Genomic DNA, 17971 nt, shown 5'->3' on the forward strand with positions numbered 1-17971 from the left:
TTCACTTTATTTACCTGCACCTACTTAATTCCAACTTTTAATATTTGGTTTTACTTTACTGTAATAAATTCAGGACTTACGCAGCAACTCCAGATATGGTGGAGATGGTGCGTTACACTGCGTTAACGCACCCTACATATAGAGACTTTGGGTAAGTCCTGAAATTTAAAGCCCGCGCAGGCGGGCTTCGTTTGTGTAGACTCAGACTTCAGTCTGAGGTTTAACCGAGACAAGCAGCTAAATCTTCATCCGGAGTTGCGATCGATTTCAAATTATACTTCTGGGAAAGCAGCTTGAAAACGTTCGGCGAGATAAACGCTGGTAAGGTTGGTCCCAACCGGATATTCTGAATTCCCAGATGAAGTAGCGTCAGCAAAATCGCCACGGCTTTTTGTTCGTACCAAGACAGAATCATCGATAGGGGTAATTGATTCACACCTACGTTAAAAGCATTCGCCAACGCCAGGGCAATTTGAATCGCCGAATAAGCATCGTTGCACTGTCCCACATCCATTAAGCGAGGAATGCCGCCAATATCGCCCAATTCTTTATCAAAGAAGCGGAACTTCCCACAAGCAAGAGTTAGCACGACGCAATCTTTAGGCACTTTTTCCACAAATTCGGTATAGTAATTGCGGTCTGGTTTGGCACCATCGCAACCTCCAACTAAGAAGAAGTGCCGAATATCTCCCCGTTTCACTGCTTCAATTACTTCCCCCGCAACACTTAATACCGCATTGCGTGCAAAACCTGTCGTTACTTGGCGCAGTTCTCCATCTTCTACAAATCCTGGCATTTCTAATGCCTTTTGGATGATGGGTGAGTAGTCTGGGACGAGATTTGGTGAAGGCAAGTGAGTAACTCCAGGCCAGCCAACTGGGCCGACGGAGTACAATTTATTAATGTAAGATTCGTGAGGCGGCATTAAGCAGTTTGTGGTGATTAAAATCGGGCCGGGGAACTTAGCAAACTCTTTGGTTTGATTCTGCCAAGCGGTGCCGTAGTGACCGTAAAGATGGGGATATTTCTGCTTTAATTTTGGATAACCGTGGGCGGGCAGCAATTCGCCGTGGGTGTAAACTAAAATGCCAGTATTTTCCGTTTGTTTGAGCAGTTCTCCCAGTTGTTTGAGGTCGTGACCGGAAACTAAAATTGCTTTGCCTTTTTTGGCGTTGAGGGGAACAACTGTCGGCGTGGGATGACCGTAAGTTCCTGTGTTTCCAGCGTCGAGAAGTTCCATCGCCCGCAGGTTCATTTCGCCGACTTTAAGTGCCAGATTTACCCAATCATCGAGGCTGAGGTCTTGGCGGTTAATCGCGGCTAAAGCTGCGTGACAGAAGGTGTAAAGTCTGTCATCTTCTTGCCCCAATTCTTGAGCGTGGAAGGCGTAGGAAGCAAGACCTTTGATGCCATAAGTGACGGTCAGTTTAAGGGAAAAAATATCTACATTGCTGGCTGATTTGCTGATAAATTCATATTCTATATCTTTGCCTTGCTGCACTAAGTCGTCGTCGAAATCGGGGGTAAAGTTAGCCAAATCTGACCATTCGATTGGTTGGAGTTGAGCTTTTAAGCTTTCTCTCAGCGCGATCGCATGACGAATATACTCGGTAAAGCACTTTGTGCTAAAATTAACATTAGTCATCGTTGCAAACAGCGCTTCGCAAGTAAAAACATCCACTTCATGAGTATTTTGACCCAACTCGCGAGCCTTGAGCGCCACTTGGGACAGTCCCCGCAAGCAGTGAATTAATAAGTCTTGTAGAGCATTGACTTCAGGACTTTTACCACAAGCACCCCATTGATGGCATCCTTGTCCGCTGGCGGTTTGTTCGCATTGTTCGCAAAACATTGTTCTGTCTCCTCGTTGCTTTATCTATCCCCACTGTAGGGCGGTGCAAAGGATAGCGCCTTGACTTAAGTCAAATTAGACAACTCGATTTTGACGAATACACTCGCGATACCAATGGAAACTGGCTTTAGGTAAGCGTTGTTGCGTTTGATAATCTATGTAAATAATGCCAAAGCGACGGTCATAACCCCACGACCATTCAAAATTATCCATCAAACTCCAAAGAAAGTATCCAGTTAAAGGGTAACCCTCGCTTAAAGCACGGTGAGCCGACTTTAAGTACTGTCGCAAGTATAGAATGCGATCGCTATCGATTACCTCACCTTGAGCATTAATTTCATCTTGTGCCGCACAGCCATTTTCTGTAATCAATATAGGTAAATCTTTCCGTCCCAAAGTGTCGCTGACGTGACGAATTCCCCAATAAATGCTTTCCGGGACAATATTTAACCAAGGCATGTGCATTTTAGGATACCCTTTGGGCAAGTCAAGTATCTCGTAACCTTGTTCGTTGTCTATCGCGCGCACGTAAGCGCCCTTGTATATATTCAGACCTAAATAGTCTAAAGGTTGATGGATGATTTCTAAATCTCCAGCTTGAATATCCGGTGCATCTTCGCCTAAGATTTCCAGCAAAGCGGGACTATAAGCACCTGTCAAGGCTGGAAAAATAATACCGCCATTAGAGCCGCAAGTATGAAAGGCTTTTTGGGTAGCAGCAATATTTTCCGGTGACTCGTAGAGGGGAACCGTTACACAAAAATTATCCACCAACGATACTTTACAGGAACGAGGGGAAGCGGCGCGGATGGCTTGACAACCTAACCCGTGTCCTAGTAAAGCATGGTGAGAAGTCTGCCAGACGGCTTTTTTGCTGGTAAGCTGCGTACCGGGGGCATGTACTGGAGTTGCATCGACAGCATAACCCATGTGGGTAAAGCAGGAAATTTCGTTGAGGGTCATCCAGTGGGTGATGCGATCGCCCAAACGACTCACGACGGCAGTAACATAATCAGCATAGTCTTGTGCCATTTGGCGACGTTGCCAAGAACCATATAAATCTTCTAATGCTTGCGGACTATCCCAGTGAAACAAGGTAGCGTGTGGGATAATCCCATGTTCTAACAAACAATCGGCTAACCGCTTGTAAAAATCAACACCTGCCTCGTTGACACTGCCGCGCCCCGCAGGAATAATTCTAGGCCATGCAATGCTGAAGCGATAGTCTTTAATACCCAGTTCTCCCATCAGCTTGACATCGGTTTCGTAGCGATGATAGTGGTCGCAAGCGACTTCACCTGTATCGCCGTTAACAACCCGATTTGGTATAGTACAGAAAGTATCCCAAACGCTGGGTTGGCGATTGTTTTCTGTTGCTGCCCCTTCGATTTGATAGGCAGAAGTAGCAGCACCCCAGATAAAATTGTTGGGAAATTTGTAACTCATTAACCTTTCCTTTACGTAAGAATAACCATGCTCAAGCAAGACAGTCAACTGAGAGAATTCTTGTCTAATATTAAACTTTGGCGCGGCCTACCGGCAGAGCAAGTTGAGCAGTTGGCTAAGATTGCGATCGCTCAAACTTATTCCAAAGGTGAAATAATCTTCCAAGCGGGGGATGAAGGCAGCGGTTTCTTTATTGTAGTTTCCGGTCGGGTTAAAGTCTATAAAACTTCTGCTGAAGGCAAAGAACAGATTTTGCACTTATTTGGCGCTGGCGATCATTTTGCTGAAGTTCCCGCGTTTGATGGTCAAAACTTCCCCGCTTCCGCTATGGCGCTGGAGACAAGCGAGTTGTTATTCTTCCCGCGAACCTCTTTTTTAAACTTGCTGCAAGAGCAACCTACTTTAGCTATCAAAATTCTAGGGGTTTTTGCGCGTCACTTACGCATAATGGCTCAGTTAGTGGAAGATTTATCTTTAAAAGAAGTTCCGGGAAGACTGGCGACTTATTTGCTCTATTTAAGCGACCGAAATAACAGCAGCGATCTCGTCGAACTTGACATGACTAAATCACAGTTAGCTGCGCTTTTGGGGACAATTCCAGAAACGCTATCGCGGGTTTTTGCCAAACTCAGTGCTGAGGATATTATTAGCACGAATGGCTCTAAAATTAAGTTGTTAGACCGACAACGTTTAATCGGATTAGCAGGAGGTCTAAAAATATAGACTGCTTGCTAATTGCTAATCGCTAATCGCTAATCTCACATCTTGCACCATTCTCAACCTGCCTTGAAACCCTTGTTTCTTGACGAAAAATCTAGGCTTTCAAGTTTAGCTATTTGCCAGAAACTTTGGTGTTAGCCCTGGTGCAAGATCTGAGTAATGGAAAAAGCAGCATTAGCAATTAGCAATTAGCAATTACCAATTACCAATTCCCAAAATTATTTCTGGCGATCGCTATTATTTTTAAACCGATTATCTTGTAAAGAGTTTCCAATTCCTTGAATCACTCCTCGACCAACTAAACCAATTCCTCGCCCTATGACTTGGGTTAATACATAAACTACACCTTTACCGACGAAGGCAACAACTGAACGGATACGAGGCGATATCGCATCTCTCGTTTCCAACAATAAAGTCACCGTTTGTTGAACGCCGCTTAAGTTTTCTAGCTCTTGACTGCGAGGGGCATAAATAGATATTTTTCTAATTCCCCGCCCGGCAAAAATAAATAAAACATATCGACTTTCAAAAATTTCTGCCGGTTCGTAGACATATTTTCTTAAGCGATATCTCCAAGATAAATTATTCCTGAATCGCTCAATTTCCCGCGTTGATATTAACCGACTGTCATAGAAGTTCTGTTTAATCGTTTCCACATCAGCAAATCGATTCAAAAGCGGTTGAACGACAGCATTAGCGACTTGAATCACTAAATTATGCATCAAAATTTCCCCTCTGGCCAGCGCTTCAGGACTTCCAGGGGAGTACAATGCATTATCAATCGTTAAAGGAGTTTGAAATAGCAGATAGTCGAACCACTCGGCAACGAGGGGAATTTTATCGAGAATAGCAGTTTGAACGATTAAAGCATCTTGCAGCAAAACATTCACAACTTCTAATTCCTGATAGCCGATTTGCAGGGTATAATACTTACCAAAAAAATCAGTAGTCGCAGATCGCCACAAATCCTGCAAAATAGCTGTTCGCTTTTGGGATAACTGCTCGGACTGCACTTGGGAAAAGCGCAATTCTCCCAAAATTTCGGATAATTTTCGTAAAATTAAACACAGCAATTCCTGCTTTTTATCAGACCTAAAAATCTCAATTTCTAGGGGAATGTCGGTAAGGTTTTGGACGCCATACTGAATTTTGGCAAAAGTATTATCAAATAAAACAGATTGCCAAGTACTGGCACTAAGTTCCGCTCCGGACATAGCAGAAGCATATAACTCCTCTGCTGCCGGAGTCCCCTGCTCCTCTGCTCCCACAGGCGAGACGCCTGTGCTACGTTGCTCGCCTTCCAGCATTAGCGGCGTTGTGACGCGGGGTGCTAAAAGCCATTCTACGAGCCAACGGGAAGCGAGCAACTCCCGCCGTCGTCCCGCGAGAATGGCTTGATCGAGAGTTGATCGTGCGACATTTTGTAATTCGGCGGTTACTTGGGCTAAAGCGGCGTCAATTTGCCGTAGTCCAGACTGGTGGAGGCGCTGGCGCAACAGGGATAAGGTAGAGTTAGGGGGGAGAAGGCGAGGGGGTGAGGCGATCTGACTTGTTTGTCTGGTCGTCGGTGTTTCTTGCCAGTAACGTTCACCCGCAGCAACTTGACGAATAATATTCACTAACTCTGAAACAGCCGTGCCTTTAGGACAATAGCCCTCAACGCCTGCTTGGCGTGCTGCTGCTAGGGAGTCTTTGTCTCTTAAAGTACTGAGCAACAATATGGGCAAATTGGGATACTGAGTTTTGAGTTGCTGGCAGATTTCTAGACCCGACGCGAGATTTGAATCGCTCCGACCCAAATCCAAGTTTAAAACGACCAAGTCAACGGGGGGCTGACCGCTAGTGAGAATTTGCCAAACTGTAGTTAGCCGATCTGCCTCGGCGACGACTTGCAGATCGCCAAATTGCTCGACAAAAACGCGCAGGCCCAGTCGGAAAATAGGGTCATCATCGATTAGCAGTATTTGCATTTGGCGATCGCTCACGGATATTGCATCTGGGTCAGTGGTCATCGGTCACCAGCAAGGCTATGACTTTTCTTAACATTTTTCCGGGTCAAAAACACAAGCAAGTGAGGAAAAATGGCAAAAATATTGCTTCCTCGTCTCTGCAATCTCACCACTCTGGGAAATCTCCTTTATCTTCGTTATCTGGGCAATCTCCCCCATGTTCCGGAAGCACGCAAGTCTCTCTACTTACCGGAAAAAGTTAGCCACTTTCCCGATTTGCCAGGGGGATGTTAGTCAAGCAAAAACATAGCTCATAATGGCCTAATAGGGAGCCGTTTCCTTAGAGGTTCGATGAGCTTAAGCATTAGGCAGTGGCTGGCAGAGTATAACATTCAGTTGACCCAGCTCAAAACACCAGGCGCCCAAACTGCGGGTATTGCCTTCCGCCTGGTTCAAGATATGCAAGTCAAAAGCCTAACGACTTTTGATATCTGTCCGTTCGCAGAAGTTTTGGAACTGCCTTGGAGTCTAGCATGGCAACAAATGCAGCCAGCTGCCGATCTGACGGTTGAATTGCTGCGAGTTTGGCATCGCAAGAAGCCACTCAAACGCAATGAAGGAACTTGGCTGGCGTTTCAAATCGCCTATCTGCGGGCGTTGCATCAGATTTTAGAGCAAGAAAACCGGATTTTAAGACCCTGGTTAAATCGAGCTAGTCTGTTGGCGCAACTACCAACACAACCCAGCAAGCAAGCTCTGGGCGATCCGCAACTGCAAGGACTGCTAAAAACCCTGCGACCGGGTAGACTATCTGATACGCAAGCGGAACAGGCGCTGTCATTGCTAGGTGAGTCATTTCTCGGTCAGCAAATGAATAACCTGGCGATCGCTTGGCTGATGGCAAACGGTGCTGAAGAAACCGAAGCCAAACTGATCGTACAACGCTTGGTCTACGCACTTCCAGGTTACCTGCTGGAAGCGATCGCTTTTAATGCCCTGCCTTTAGCTCAACTGCAAAAATTTGTCCGCTTGGGAAATATCCCCAGCACCCCGGAAGCACTCGGTCAACTCGCCGCCTCACCTGACAACCTAGAACTAGAAACCGAACCAACCACTGAGTTCGCTCCCCCTGGCTTAACACCCACTGCGATTGACTTGCACCGCGAATCTTACCGCGCCTCGCTCCTCAAAGCATTGGGGACTCCAGTACTCGAAGAACCCTTTGCCCTCAAAGATTTATACATTCCGCTTAAGGGAATTGAAATCAACAGCGCTAAGGGAGAAAAAGCGCCTTCACCCGTAGACTTGATGGAATGGGCAACCAACCAACTGGCAGATTTAGAAACCGTTGCTGTAGTAGAAGCTCCCCCAGGCGCAGGCAAAACCAGTTTTTGCCAACTCTTCGCGGCAAAAGTAGCCCAAGAGCTTTATCCAGTTTGGATGCCCGTATCGATCCGCTTGCGAGATGCTAGTCTATGCCGCAGTTTGGCACAAACCCTCGCTACAGCCTTCCCTTTGGGAAAGTTTACCGACGCCGATGGCTGGCTAGTGCCGCCACACCCGCCAGTCTTGTTAATCTTAGATGGATTGGACGAACTGCCTCGCTCTCCCCAAACCGAACGTCACCTTTCTACTTTCCTCGATCAGGTAAGTCAGTTTATCGCTCAAAGCACGAACGCTTCTGGACGACCTCGTCACAAGATTGTTTTGACCTTAAGCTCTGGTATCCTTGAGGGTGCCTACAGCAGCAAACCCCTGCAACCACGGGGTTTATCCCAGCAGTTCCGGCGCATTGTGATTCAACCTTTAGACCAGGAGCAATTAAAACTGTGGTTTAAGCAGTGGTCGAAACTGCAATCCAAATACATTGCCCAAGGTTACTTTAACTTTTTAAAACAAAGCGGAGTATTTCACTTTAAACCAGACGTGAAGGATTTTGCTAACTTTGTTCACCAGCCTTTGATGATGTTGCTGGCGGGGATTTTACACCGCGACGGCTGGCTGGATGAAAGTATCTTGCCCTTGCCCGGTTCTAAAGTAAAATTTGAAATCCACGACCGGCTTTGTCGTTGGCTTTTGGGCGAGCCACCGGACACTATGTCAGCAGCGGAAAGGATGCACCTGCCAGTGCGAGAAGGTCTAGCCCATGCTTGTCGCAGTCCGGAAGCGATTGCTAATCTACTCCAAGGTCGCTCCCCTGGGGCTGTGCTACTGCAAATGGAAGTCGCGGCTTTAAATATCATACAAAGTAGTGAAAAGTCAATAGCAACAAAGCCTGCCGAACAGATGACGCTGCCAGCATTGTACTTTGGCATCAGTAGCGATGATCGACAGACAACAAAAATCGAATTCTCCCATCCCAGTTTGGGAGAATATCTCGCTGGGGTAGCGATCGCGCAACAACTCAAAATCCTGGCGCAACAAGTCCAAGACCCCTATGGAGAAGTCAAGTTTGCCATCAATTCCCCTGATGAGGTAGCGTCTCACCTTTACAGTTTGCTTTGCTTTGGCATTCTGCCACCGCTGGTGGAACAAGTCGCCATCGAGTATCTGCGGCGGGAAGAAGCGCGATCGCGCAGTGCGTTCTCGTTTGAAATTTTATCGGATCGCCTGTATCGCTTCTACCGTTCTTACTGTCGCGGCAGGTGGCTCGATACCGGCATCGCCCACAAGGTGCGCGCTAACAACTCCCTCAACGCCTTGCAAATCGATGCTGCTGTTGGTCTTAATACCTTCTTGTTGCTCTGTGCTTGTCACCGAGAAGCGTTGCTCGACTTCTGCCCTTGTGGCGAGCCAACAATCCTGGAAGAGTTCGATCCCGACCAACTCCTGACTTTAATCGGTCGCACCACCGTCTTATCCCCCATAGCTTTCTGGCAGCGCGCCAGAGGCAGCCTGCATCAGTTAAGTTTAGATGGCGCTTGCTTGCATTATGCCATGCTGGCGGCAGCTAACTTTTGGAAAAGCAGCTTCTTCAAAGCCGAGTTAGTAGGAGCCAATTTGACAGATGCTAACCTTCAAGAAGCCAACTTATCTTGGGCTAACCTCACCGGCGCTAATCTAGCCGGAGCCAATCTTACAGCCGCTAAGCTAGAAGGAGCTAACCTAACAGGTGCTAATCTCTGCGGTGCTACCCTCCAACTTGCCAGCCTCACCAACGCCTGTTTGTATCAAGCTCAACTCGACAACGCCACCAAAGACTATGCGGAAAAAAACGGTGCGTTGTTTTCCCTCGAACAATATCAAGCTTGTCAAAAAGCTCTGGCTAGTTTGGAAGATACCAGAACTGCCAGCTTTGAAGCATCCCACGATGGCGACCAAACCCTGCTTTTAATTCAGCACGGACAAGGTTCCGTTGTCGGAGCGACCACCACTAATGCCGATCTGATGGAAGGCGAAACAGTACTTTTGGAATAGCTAATAGGTCATGGGTAATTTTAGATTTTAGATTTTAGATTTTAGATTTGAATCTGCCATCTCATATGATGTCCGGTTCTTCACCCATAGTTAGGAATGACTTGGGAGAACGGTGACATGGTGACAAGGGAGAGATTTTTATTAAGAGTAATTAGGCGGACATCATATCAAATCTGCAATTAGCCATTAGCAATTAGCAATTACCAATTCCCAATTCCCCCTCATCCATCACTCGCTTTCGGTTGCCGATACCCGTAAAAGTTGATCGTGTAGTCTGTTATTTTGACGCCGGTTTGTTGCTCGATTTGTTGAATTAAATCCTTTGGCAATTCTACATGAACGTCCAAAATCTGATTGGTATCCAGACAGTTGACATGGCTGTGAGAGTCGCTGATATTACCGTACAAGCGACCGTCCGAGCGCTCGATACACTCAATAATGCCCTGACTCGATAGCGCCTCTAAATTTTGATACACCGACGTATGACCGATCGCTTTCCCTTGCTGATTTAAGCGATCGTAGATTTCCCGTGCCGAAAGGTGTTCTTGAGCTTGCCACAGCAGTTCCAGAATAAAACGGCGCTGACGGCTTAACCGCATTCCCAGCGCTTGACACCGATCTACAGCATCGTCTAAAGACCTAATCGGTTTGATAGTATCGATAGATACCGCCGCAGCCATCCCTTCGTTTTCCGTACTTGAAGAGCTAAGAGGTTTTGGTAAGTTACTCATATCCTGTTTATTTACTATTTTACCTAAATTAAGACAAACTCATTACAACTTTAGCCTAGCCAAATTGAAAATGTCTAGCCGTAGCTGGGTTTGAGCAGCGGCGCTGCGCGTAAAGTAGAGCTGGGTTAGCTTAAGGCCCGGTAGCAGAAAGCAACCACTTGGGAAAGTAAAAACCGTCACCCGATTAGGAGAGCAGGTTTTCTTCTAACAGTCGAGCGATCATTGCGGTTCTGGAACTAACGCCTAGTTTGCTAAAAATACGGCGCAAATAAGTAGCCACAGTCCAGTGAGTGATGCCAAGTTTTTTCCCAATTGATTTATTATCAAGACCCAATGCCACTAATTTAGTAATCTCTCGTTCGCGGGGACTTAAAAGCGTAGGATGATTGCCTCTGGGGCGGCTGCGGACGAGGTAATAGCAGGTGCCATCAATATTAGACTCAAACAGAACTTCGTCTACTGTATCCTCAGTTTGGTGCAACACCTTTGAGGGAACAGAATTATCAACTTGTTTCACTAGATTCTTCAAAATTTCTTCTTGGGGAATCATGTTATCTAGCCGTTCCTTAATCGGGGATAAAAAGAAGAGTTCGTAATTCTACACAGAATATCGGGAGTAGATACACAATTCTTCTAAACTCTTGACAAAAAAACACAGAAATACCAGACCCTTGATACTTCTATCCTACACAAAAAAATACAGAAATTACGGATAATTTTTGGGAAAGCTGTATCAACTTTGATGGACATACCAATATGGCAACCCATAACCCTCGGCTAAATAAATGAGCAACCTTCACCCTTGCAGGTAGCATTCGCTCAGTATAGACGGCTATCACTCCCATGAGCCTCACACAAAAGAGTTACATCGAGCCAAAGAAACCCGGTTTCTCTCTACTCAGAAACCGGGTTTCTGACGCCAGGGTAATGGGTAATTGTCAAGAGCAGGGGCGGGTTTTACCGTAAGGGCGGGTTTTACCAACCAATCTGTGGCACCACGAGATATCTCGTTAAAGCGGCCCCTACTGCCAATGAATCCAATTACCAATTACCAATTACCAATTACCGCTTAACATTCCTACACCGATCAAAAATGAGTGTCACTCATTTGAGCTACCCCAAACGAGCGTCACTTAAAAAAGCGACTAGGAAATTATTTGGGTCAACAGTTATAGCTAGAAAAGAGTATCAAATAAGGAGATGCGTCATGTTAGACGGAGAAACCATGCAACATGAATTCGAGAGCGAATTAACCAGCGAATTTGAGGCGGAATTACAAAACGAATACGAGGGCGAGTATGAAGGCGAGGAATTCCTCGGCGACGTTATCAAAGGTGTTGGCGGCGCTTTAGGTATGTTTGAAGGGGAAGGCGAGTATGAAAGCGAGTATGAAAGTGAAGCTTTCTTCAGAAAAATTCGTGGCATTGCTAGCAAATTAGCGCCGGTACTGAAAAAAGTTGCCCCAATTGCTGCATGAGCAGTAGGCACAGCCATAGGCGGGCCGCAAGTGGGCGCAATGGTGGGGAATATTGCCGGTCAGCTAGCAAGAGAAAGCGAATTTGAGTACGAACTGAACGGCGAATTTGAGAGCGAGTACGAATTTGAAAGCGAATACGAATACGAAGCCGCACCGCAACCAGAAGCTTTAGCAGAAGCTCTTGCAGCAATGGCGAGCCAAGTGCAAAGCGAAGCCGAAGCCGAAGCTTATACGGGCGCTTTTACGGCTCGAATTATTCCGATTAAAACAGCTTCTATGGCTCGCATTTCTCCCAAAGTTGTCAAAGGCGCAGCGACTTTAACTCGTACATTACGCAAGCATCCTTCAACTCGTCCGCTAGTAAAAACTGTACCTACAATTGTTGCCCGCACGGGTCAGAAATTGGCACAACAAGCCGCTCAAGGTAAGCCTGTTACCCCAACAACAGCCGCACAAGTTATGGCTGGGGAAACCAAAAAAGTTTTGAGCAATCCTATGGCTTGCGCTAAAGCGATGGTGCGCTCGACTGAAGCTGCGAAGAAAGTTGCTAAACCTACACCAGCTAAGCAGTCAGAGTATGAGTACGAAGGTGAGTGGGAAATCGAACGCCAGATCGCTCCCCCGTTGAATAAGAAGAGGTTGGATGTCCCAGCACCTGGCTATTCCAGGGAAGAGTGGCAAAGACTTTCCAATGTTGAAAAGAGAGCCGCAAAAGAGGCAGCTCGTGCAGCAGCACTCGGTGCCAGAGCGGCGAAGCGCCGAGGCGATCGAGAGTTACACGAACTTTACTAGAACCGAGGGAGTTTAGCGGTTTTTTACCAATCAAACTAAGGTGAAAAAATCATGTGTCAGTACAGCGAAACCGATCGCGAATACGAGTGTGAATTTGCCAGCGAATACGAAAGCGAGGAATTTTTACCCCTACTTTTACCCGCACTTAAAGCCGTAGCACCGATGGCGATTAAAGCTGTTGGTAGTTTAATTGGCGGCGGACGCAGACGACGCCAGCGGGAATTTGAATTTGAGTACGAAGGCGAATATGAAGGCGATCCATTCATCGGCAAATTGCTCCAGGGATTAGGCGGTGCTTTGGGATTAGGTGAGGGCGAATTTGAATCGGAATTTGAATTTGAATCGGCTCCCATGACTGAGTATGAAATTGTCATGGAAAACCTGGCTTATAGAGCGGCGCATAGCGAAAGTGAAGCGGAAGCAGAAGCATTTTTGGGCGCATTGGTGCCAATGGCAGCGCGATTAATTCCCTCGGCAGCAAAAGCAATTACTTCTGTTGCTCCTTCTTTAGTTCAAGGTGTAGCCCGCATGGGACGCACTTTGTATAAGAACCCGAATACGCGACAATTGTTGCAGACAGTGCCGCAGGTTTTGAAAGGAACAATGGGAAGTTTAGCGAATCAGGTAGAACAAGGGAAACCGCTCTCGCAAACAATGGCTTTGAGGGCGCTTGCAGCGAATACAGCTAAAGTTTTGGACAATCCCAATCAAGTTGCCAATGTGATGAAGCAATCCCATCGAGCGCAGCATCAATTGCAAGGGAAAATGAATGGTAAGCGCCGCCGCGCTTACGCTTAAAACTCGCTGCGGTCGTAACTCTGCAATCGGGATAAATATTATGCAAAAACTGTTGGAAACGCTGACACCTTTGGGCGCAGAGGACGACTCGGACGAGTTAAGCACTCTGACTGGTTTGTATCCAAAAACAGCAGAAATCAAACAACAGAAACAACTACCCAGTTTAAACTCTTGGTTGAGGGTACAGGCGCTCAACGTGACCAGACACGCGGCGGCTTTGCGTCCCTTCCGTCACGATGAGTTTGGTACGGATTCAGCCAGTCCTTCTGATGCCCATATTGATGCGGTAAACGAACTAATTGGTTCGCTGCGATCGCAATTAATGGAGATGTCGCAGCAAGTGGGGACAAATGCCAAAACGGCGATGCGTTCTCCCGATACCAAACATTTGCAATATCTGCTGATTCGTAAAGATCGGGCGCACGATTGGGTAAGGGGAATTGAGCAAATTTGGGATTTTTATTTTGAGCTATTTGGACAAAGACAATCTAAATTTGGCAAGTGGCTTTTAGGCTGCGATCGCATCGCCTTAGACTGCTACCAAGACATCTACATGGGTTTGGGAATCGCCAAATCAATCCCAGCACCAGCGCCGTTTTCGTACATGAGAACTGGCTTTTCTCCCGCTACGTTTCGGCGCGGTATTCCCTTAAGTAAATTGGGGCAACAAATTAATCCTTTTCCGCTGATTCAATTACCTTATCATCGTTTGGTGAATCCTTGGACCCTGGGGGCGATTTTGCACGAAGTTGCCCACAATTTGCAAACCGATTTGAATTTGCGGGAAACTATACCCAGAGCGATCGCCCAACGCCTGCTGAAAGCGGGAATGAGTCGCACGGTAGCAGCCACTTGGACGCAGTGGCACAGCGAAACCTTTGCCGATATGAGCGGATTGTTACTCGGTGGCCCTGCGATTATCTCATCTTTGATGGATATTGCCGCGCGATCGCCCCAATCTACCCTGCACTTTCACTCCGGCGCACCCCATCCCATCCCCTACCTCCGGGTATTTATCAGCATTGAATTACTGCGCCGGATGGGATTTCCAGAAACCGCAGAAAGATATCGCCAAATTTGGCAGCGCCTTTACCCCAATCCCCGCGCGGGCAACATTCCGGCTGAATTACTCAAAACTTTTAGCGAAGCCAATCATTTGGTCGTGGATACCATTTGTTTTACCAAATATCCGCAATTAGGCGATAAAACCCTAGCCGAAGTTACCGGATTTAAACCACAACACCAGCGAATGATTGAAGAAGCCGGAAAGCGTTTAGCAGCGGGAAACGATCCGGGGATTATTCCCGAACGGTTCTTAATTCCAGCGTCGCGTTGGGCGTTAGATCAGAAACTGGCAGAACCGGGAATAATTACCCAAAACTTTTACAATGCACTGGCAAGAAGGTAGCAGATAAAAGCCAAAATGTCAAGGCTTGGGCGGGATAATCGAGCTTTTTTCTGGAAGCGTGCAGCTATTAGCTCGAAGTTCCGAGTGCGGAACTCGAAGTTCCGAGTTCAGAACGCGAAAGATGCAGCTAGTAACTCGAAGTTCCGAGTGCGGAACGCGAAAGATGCAGCTAGTAACTCGAAGTTCCGAGTTCAGAACTCGAAGTTCCGAGTTCAGAACGCGAAAGATGCAGCTTTTAGCTTGATCGATGCAGTTATTACCTCACCCGTAGCACCTTAATCACCTCAGCACCATTTATAGGGAGAAATAACGATGAAGGAATATTATATCCGTGGTCGGATAAGAAAGACGACTGCACAGCTTGAGACAGGCCAAGATGGCCAACCAAAACAAGATGGCAAACTGGTATTTCCAGATCAAGATCATAATTACAAGCCCACCAGAGAACGTCTTCGGGTTGAAGTGTGGGACGCAGATGTCAAATTTAATGACCGCCTTGCCGCCGGAACAACTGATTTAAGGGGTTTCTTCGAGCTTCGCTTCACCGACGAAGACTTCCGTCAGGAACCTGGAGAGACAGAACCAGTAGAACCTGGAGATATGTTCTTCCAGGTATTTCGCCAAAGACAACTTCTGTTTTCGACAGAGGAAGAGATGATACCTGAGAATGTACGATCGGGTGGCGATTTCTTTCTGCCTGAGGCACAAGAAGAAGATGATAACGATCAACCCTTCCTGAGTCTTCCAGATCAGATTTATAGACCGAATGAGCGAAGCAAAAACGGTTACTTAGTAGAAGCAGATAAAGCTTGCTACAGACTTGAGTTAATCGAAGCATTTGTGAAAGAAATCCCTGAAGAAAGAGAACGCGATCGCCTGCCTGAAATCTTTCCTGAACACGATCGCGTGGTTGATGTCTTACCCACATCAGATCAGATTGTTGGGTTAGGTAGACAAAGTGCGATCGCTACCACCGACAGCAGTAGCGGATCGTTGCAGCAAGTTGTAGATAATGCCTTAAATCGAGTCTTGGGACAAGCGGTGAGAACGGGGAATGGAAATCTGTTCAAAGACTCGCTCAATCGGGCTTTTACCTTGCAAGAAAATAATGGCAACAAAACTTATAGCTGGAATCCTCGCTCCTATGCCACAACCCAGATCGAGCTGGGAGGTGCAATCGCAGGCGCTCAAGCCAGCCTCTACCATCGCGCTAAGGCAGCCCTCAAGGAAATCTTACCCATTTTAGATGGACTCTACCCAATCGATCCGGCTGCGGATCAACAAAATCGCGAAGCCGTCAAGTCGATTGTCCGCACAGAAATTATTGAACTGGTAAATGAATTAGGCATACCCCAGGGACCCCGCGTCCAGCGAATGGATAGCCTTTTCCAACTCTTGATTGGAAGTGAAGATATTTCCAGACTCCCAGAACAGATTGGCGGACAACTCAAATATTTAGCCGACGCTTTTGGACTGAGACGTTCTCGGATCAATACCGTGGATGAGGAACGTAATTTTGGCAATTTCCTAATCGTCAAAGACTATATCGTTTCCCTCAGACAAAGCTGGAATGACTTTCTGTCAGTTCAACAAAGTGGCGGTGGAGCATTTGTGGGGACGCAATTGGTTCTCTTGTCCCAAGCTTTATCAGTCATGGCGGAGTCGGTGCGAGAAACCTACCGGATTATGGATCTCGTCTTCCTCGGACCAGAAGAAAGACAGTCGGTATTTATTGATTTCACCCTAGCTAAGGCTACTGATATGCCTCCTGGTATAGCCTTCCCCTTACCCGATGGCACGGGGTACTCGCTTCAAAACACCTCGCAACTCTTGCCTGCAATGGATCTGGAACGGTTGCTTTCTTGGGCAATGCGCTTTGCGACTGAAGAAGGCCCCGCCGTGGCTCGCTTAGGAGGCAAGCTGGGAATTGCCAACGTGATTGCCAAGACGGCTGAAAGGTTAATGATTCTCCTGCAAGCAGCTTCTTATGTGCCAGTCCGAAACTCAGCTTTCAGACGAGCAGGAGCAGTGCGTGCTTTGAGAGACATAGCATACCAGACTTATCAAGTCCAACGCTTGGCTAAGGAATTGATTCCCCCCTCGATCTCTGGTCAACCAGACGATGTTGGGGACAGACTGCTTCCCCCTGCTCGAGGTAATGACGAGGTAGTCCTCAGACGCAATATTCGCTAAACATCGCTGGAAATTTTTGGCTAGGAGACTGAATCATGTCAACAACAGGAGACAATCAAAGTTTATTTGATCGCATTGCGGCGCTGAGAGAAACTCTGGTAGACCAACTCGGGCCGCAACTGATCCAAAATCCTCAACTCGCGGATGCCCTCACCCAACAAATTGAGGATCTGCTGACTCAGACAGTTGCTGAGGATGCGAAAGCTCCCATACCCCCCGATGGCGGATTTGCCGAACTGATCGGAATTGGCAACGAAGCTGCTCGAAAAGTCACAGAAACGCGCTTGCCCCAAGGGGTTGAAGATTACGACGAGCAAGTTGCTTCCGAGCGGATTTTGGCAGTTGCCGACCTTTACTATCTCTATCAACACGAAAAGGTCGGTGTGTTTCGTGCTGTGTGGAAACTCCAGGAATTATTTAATGCTGGGGCAGTAAGATTATCTACTGGCGATGGTGCTTATGGTTTGTATCGCTTCGATCGCCGCAGCATCTTGCGCTACACGCAAAAACAACGAATGCAGACTTACCGCCGGGTATTGGGCTACACCGCCGTCGAACCGATGCCCAGCGCTAAACCCAACACACAATTTCACCCATTATTCACCCAATTCATCAACAACGTTGCTGAATTTTGGCGCGACAAACGCATTTCTGATGTGATTCGAGAAAGGGCTTTCGATCCCAGTTTCGGCAGCATTGCGACAGTCCGACGCGCCGGGTTAGATCTGCGTAATAACTTGAAATGGTCATCTTACGGTCACGTCAATGTGTTTCGGATTGAAGTGCTGCAATTACTCGATGAAGCCTTCAAGATTTTGGGTGCAGATGATGTGAAAAAACTGTTTGGTGCAGACAATGCTTGGGACGTAGTTGAAGAAGTAATGCTGCGCTACTTCAAGCAAGATGTGAATGCGTCGCAGCGCCATCGGCTGGCAGTTTCAGGACGCAGTATCATCCGCTGGCTGGCTCACAAACACATCCTCAATACTTCGCGGGCTGAATTTGAAGCCTTACTGCGAGAAATCGCTGATTACGTTGAAGAATGGCTCACCAGTGCCGAAACTTTGGGCATTGCCTTCCGGGGTCATACTCAACGGGTAGTGCCTTTTGAACCCCGTCGAAACGGTGGCAGAAAACTCAGAAGTGCCAGTCCTGACTAGGGCTAAAGATGCAGTAGATTTTGAACCT

General features: G+C 47.1%; 15 protein-coding genes. 10 read left to right on the plus strand and 5 right to left on the minus strand.

Annotated elements, in window-relative coordinates; all coding sequences use genetic code 11:
- Positions 1–220 precede the first annotated feature (220 nt).
- Together hcp and ACE1CM_RS45240 are read right to left on the minus strand one after the other, a co-directional pair.
- Entirely contained in the window at positions 221–1852 is a 1632-nt protein-coding gene (gene hcp, locus ACE1CM_RS45235) for a hydroxylamine reductase (RefSeq protein ID WP_374886124.1), read from the minus strand.
- 75 nt (positions 1853–1927) lie between these two features.
- Positions 1928–3298: a GH1 family beta-glucosidase gene (locus tag ACE1CM_RS45240; RefSeq protein WP_374886126.1), complete on the minus strand. Its 1371-nt coding sequence runs from the start codon at positions 3296–3298 to the stop codon at positions 1928–1930.
- Between the two features lie 27 nt (positions 3299–3325).
- Between ACE1CM_RS45240 and ACE1CM_RS45245 the strand changes: the two genes are divergently transcribed.
- On the plus strand, positions 3326–4021 hold the full coding sequence (locus ACE1CM_RS45245) for a Crp/Fnr family transcriptional regulator (protein ID WP_374886128.1): 696 nt from the start codon (positions 3326–3328) through the stop codon (positions 4019–4021).
- 215 nt (positions 4022–4236) lie between these two features.
- Here ACE1CM_RS45245 and ACE1CM_RS45250 read toward each other — a convergent pair whose 3' ends face one another.
- Positions 4237–6030, minus strand: a complete 1794-nt coding sequence (locus tag ACE1CM_RS45250) for a DUF3685 domain-containing protein (RefSeq protein ID WP_374886130.1) — start codon at positions 6028–6030, stop codon at positions 4237–4239.
- A 69-nt stretch (positions 6031–6099) separates the two neighbouring features.
- On the opposite strand from ACE1CM_RS45250, the gene ACE1CM_RS45255 reads away from it, so the two are divergent.
- The gene (locus tag ACE1CM_RS45255; protein ID WP_374886131.1) at positions 6100–6261 is read left to right on the plus strand and encodes a hypothetical protein; all 162 of its coding nucleotides are present in this window, start codon (positions 6100–6102) and stop codon (positions 6259–6261) included.
- Between the two features lie 57 nt (positions 6262–6318).
- Positions 6319–9384, plus strand: coding sequence for a pentapeptide repeat-containing protein (locus ACE1CM_RS45260; protein WP_374886132.1), 3066 nt, complete (start codon positions 6319–6321; stop codon positions 9382–9384).
- A gap of 221 nt (positions 9385–9605) precedes the next feature.
- On the opposite strand, the gene ACE1CM_RS45265 is transcribed toward ACE1CM_RS45260, so the two are convergent.
- Complete coding sequence (locus ACE1CM_RS45265; protein WP_374886199.1) at positions 9606–10037, minus strand: Fur family transcriptional regulator; 432 nt, start codon at positions 10035–10037, stop codon at positions 9606–9608.
- Positions 10038–10299: 262 nt separating this feature from the next.
- On the minus strand, positions 10300–10665 hold the full coding sequence (locus tag ACE1CM_RS45270; RefSeq protein ID WP_374886134.1) for a response regulator transcription factor: 366 nt from the start codon (positions 10663–10665) through the stop codon (positions 10300–10302).
- 657 nt (positions 10666–11322) lie between these two features.
- Between ACE1CM_RS45270 and ACE1CM_RS45275 the strand changes: the two genes are divergently transcribed.
- Genes ACE1CM_RS45275 through ACE1CM_RS45305 form a run of 7 tightly spaced genes read left to right on the plus strand, consistent with a single transcriptional unit; the run spans position 11323 to position 17943 of the window.
- Positions 11323–11592 (plus strand): hypothetical protein, encoded by a 270-nt coding sequence (locus ACE1CM_RS45275; protein ID WP_374886136.1) that lies wholly within the window; start codon positions 11323–11325, stop codon positions 11590–11592.
- Positions 11593–11631: 39 nt separating this feature from the next.
- Complete coding sequence (locus ACE1CM_RS45280; protein WP_374886137.1) at positions 11632–12384, plus strand: hypothetical protein; 753 nt, start codon at positions 11632–11634, stop codon at positions 12382–12384.
- A gap of 51 nt (positions 12385–12435) precedes the next feature.
- Positions 12436–13182, plus strand: coding sequence for a hypothetical protein (locus ACE1CM_RS45285; protein ID WP_374886138.1), 747 nt, complete (start codon positions 12436–12438; stop codon positions 13180–13182).
- 40 nt (positions 13183–13222) lie between these two features.
- Positions 13223–14590 carry a hypothetical protein gene (locus tag ACE1CM_RS45290; protein ID WP_374886140.1) on the plus strand — a complete coding sequence of 456 codons (1368 nt, stop codon included), beginning with the start codon at positions 13223–13225 and terminating at the stop codon, positions 14588–14590.
- Between the two features lie 15 nt (positions 14591–14605).
- Positions 14606–14869, plus strand: a complete 264-nt coding sequence (locus ACE1CM_RS45295) for a hypothetical protein (RefSeq protein WP_374886142.1) — start codon at positions 14606–14608, stop codon at positions 14867–14869.
- Positions 14870–14902: 33 nt separating this feature from the next.
- The gene (locus ACE1CM_RS45300) at positions 14903–16783 is read left to right on the plus strand and encodes a hypothetical protein (RefSeq protein ID WP_374886143.1); all 1881 of its coding nucleotides are present in this window, start codon (positions 14903–14905) and stop codon (positions 16781–16783) included.
- A gap of 35 nt (positions 16784–16818) precedes the next feature.
- Positions 16819–17943 carry a hypothetical protein gene (locus tag ACE1CM_RS45305; protein WP_374886144.1) on the plus strand — a complete coding sequence of 375 codons (1125 nt, stop codon included), beginning with the start codon at positions 16819–16821 and terminating at the stop codon, positions 17941–17943.
- Positions 17944–17971 lie beyond the last annotated feature (28 nt).

Origin of the sequence: Microseira sp. BLCC-F43 (assembly GCF_041929235.1) — a bacterium.
Classification (GTDB): domain Bacteria; phylum Cyanobacteriota; class Cyanobacteriia; order Cyanobacteriales; family Aerosakkonemataceae; genus Microseira.

What these genes read in the sequence shown, in the direction of transcription:
- hcp (WP_374886124.1), bottom strand. Translation starts at nt 1,852, where the DNA reads ATGTTTTGCGAACAATGCGAACAAACCGCCAGCGGACAAGGATGCCAT.
- ACE1CM_RS45240 (WP_374886126.1), bottom strand. Translation starts at nt 3,298, where the DNA reads ATGAGTTACAAATTTCCCAACAATTTTATCTGGGGTGCTGCTACTTCT.
- ACE1CM_RS45245 (WP_374886128.1), top strand. Translation starts at nt 3,326, where the DNA reads ATGCTCAAGCAAGACAGTCAACTGAGAGAATTCTTGTCTAATATTAAA.
- ACE1CM_RS45250 (WP_374886130.1), bottom strand. Translation starts at nt 6,030, where the DNA reads ATGACCACTGACCCAGATGCAATATCCGTGAGCGATCGCCAAATGCAA.
- ACE1CM_RS45255 (WP_374886131.1), top strand. Translation starts at nt 6,100, where the DNA reads ATGGCAAAAATATTGCTTCCTCGTCTCTGCAATCTCACCACTCTGGGA.
- ACE1CM_RS45260 (WP_374886132.1), top strand. Translation starts at nt 6,319, where the DNA reads ATGAGCTTAAGCATTAGGCAGTGGCTGGCAGAGTATAACATTCAGTTG.
- ACE1CM_RS45270 (WP_374886134.1), bottom strand. Translation starts at nt 10,665, where the DNA reads ATGATTCCCCAAGAAGAAATTTTGAAGAATCTAGTGAAACAAGTTGAT.
- ACE1CM_RS45275 (WP_374886136.1), top strand. Translation starts at nt 11,323, where the DNA reads ATGTTAGACGGAGAAACCATGCAACATGAATTCGAGAGCGAATTAACC.
- ACE1CM_RS45280 (WP_374886137.1), top strand. Translation starts at nt 11,632, where the DNA reads ATGGTGGGGAATATTGCCGGTCAGCTAGCAAGAGAAAGCGAATTTGAG.
- ACE1CM_RS45285 (WP_374886138.1), top strand. Translation starts at nt 12,436, where the DNA reads ATGTGTCAGTACAGCGAAACCGATCGCGAATACGAGTGTGAATTTGCC.
- ACE1CM_RS45290 (WP_374886140.1), top strand. Translation starts at nt 13,223, where the DNA reads ATGCAAAAACTGTTGGAAACGCTGACACCTTTGGGCGCAGAGGACGAC.
- ACE1CM_RS45295 (WP_374886142.1), top strand. Translation starts at nt 14,606, where the DNA reads ATGTCAAGGCTTGGGCGGGATAATCGAGCTTTTTTCTGGAAGCGTGCA.
- ACE1CM_RS45300 (WP_374886143.1), top strand. Translation starts at nt 14,903, where the DNA reads ATGAAGGAATATTATATCCGTGGTCGGATAAGAAAGACGACTGCACAG.
- ACE1CM_RS45305 (WP_374886144.1), top strand. Translation starts at nt 16,819, where the DNA reads ATGTCAACAACAGGAGACAATCAAAGTTTATTTGATCGCATTGCGGCG.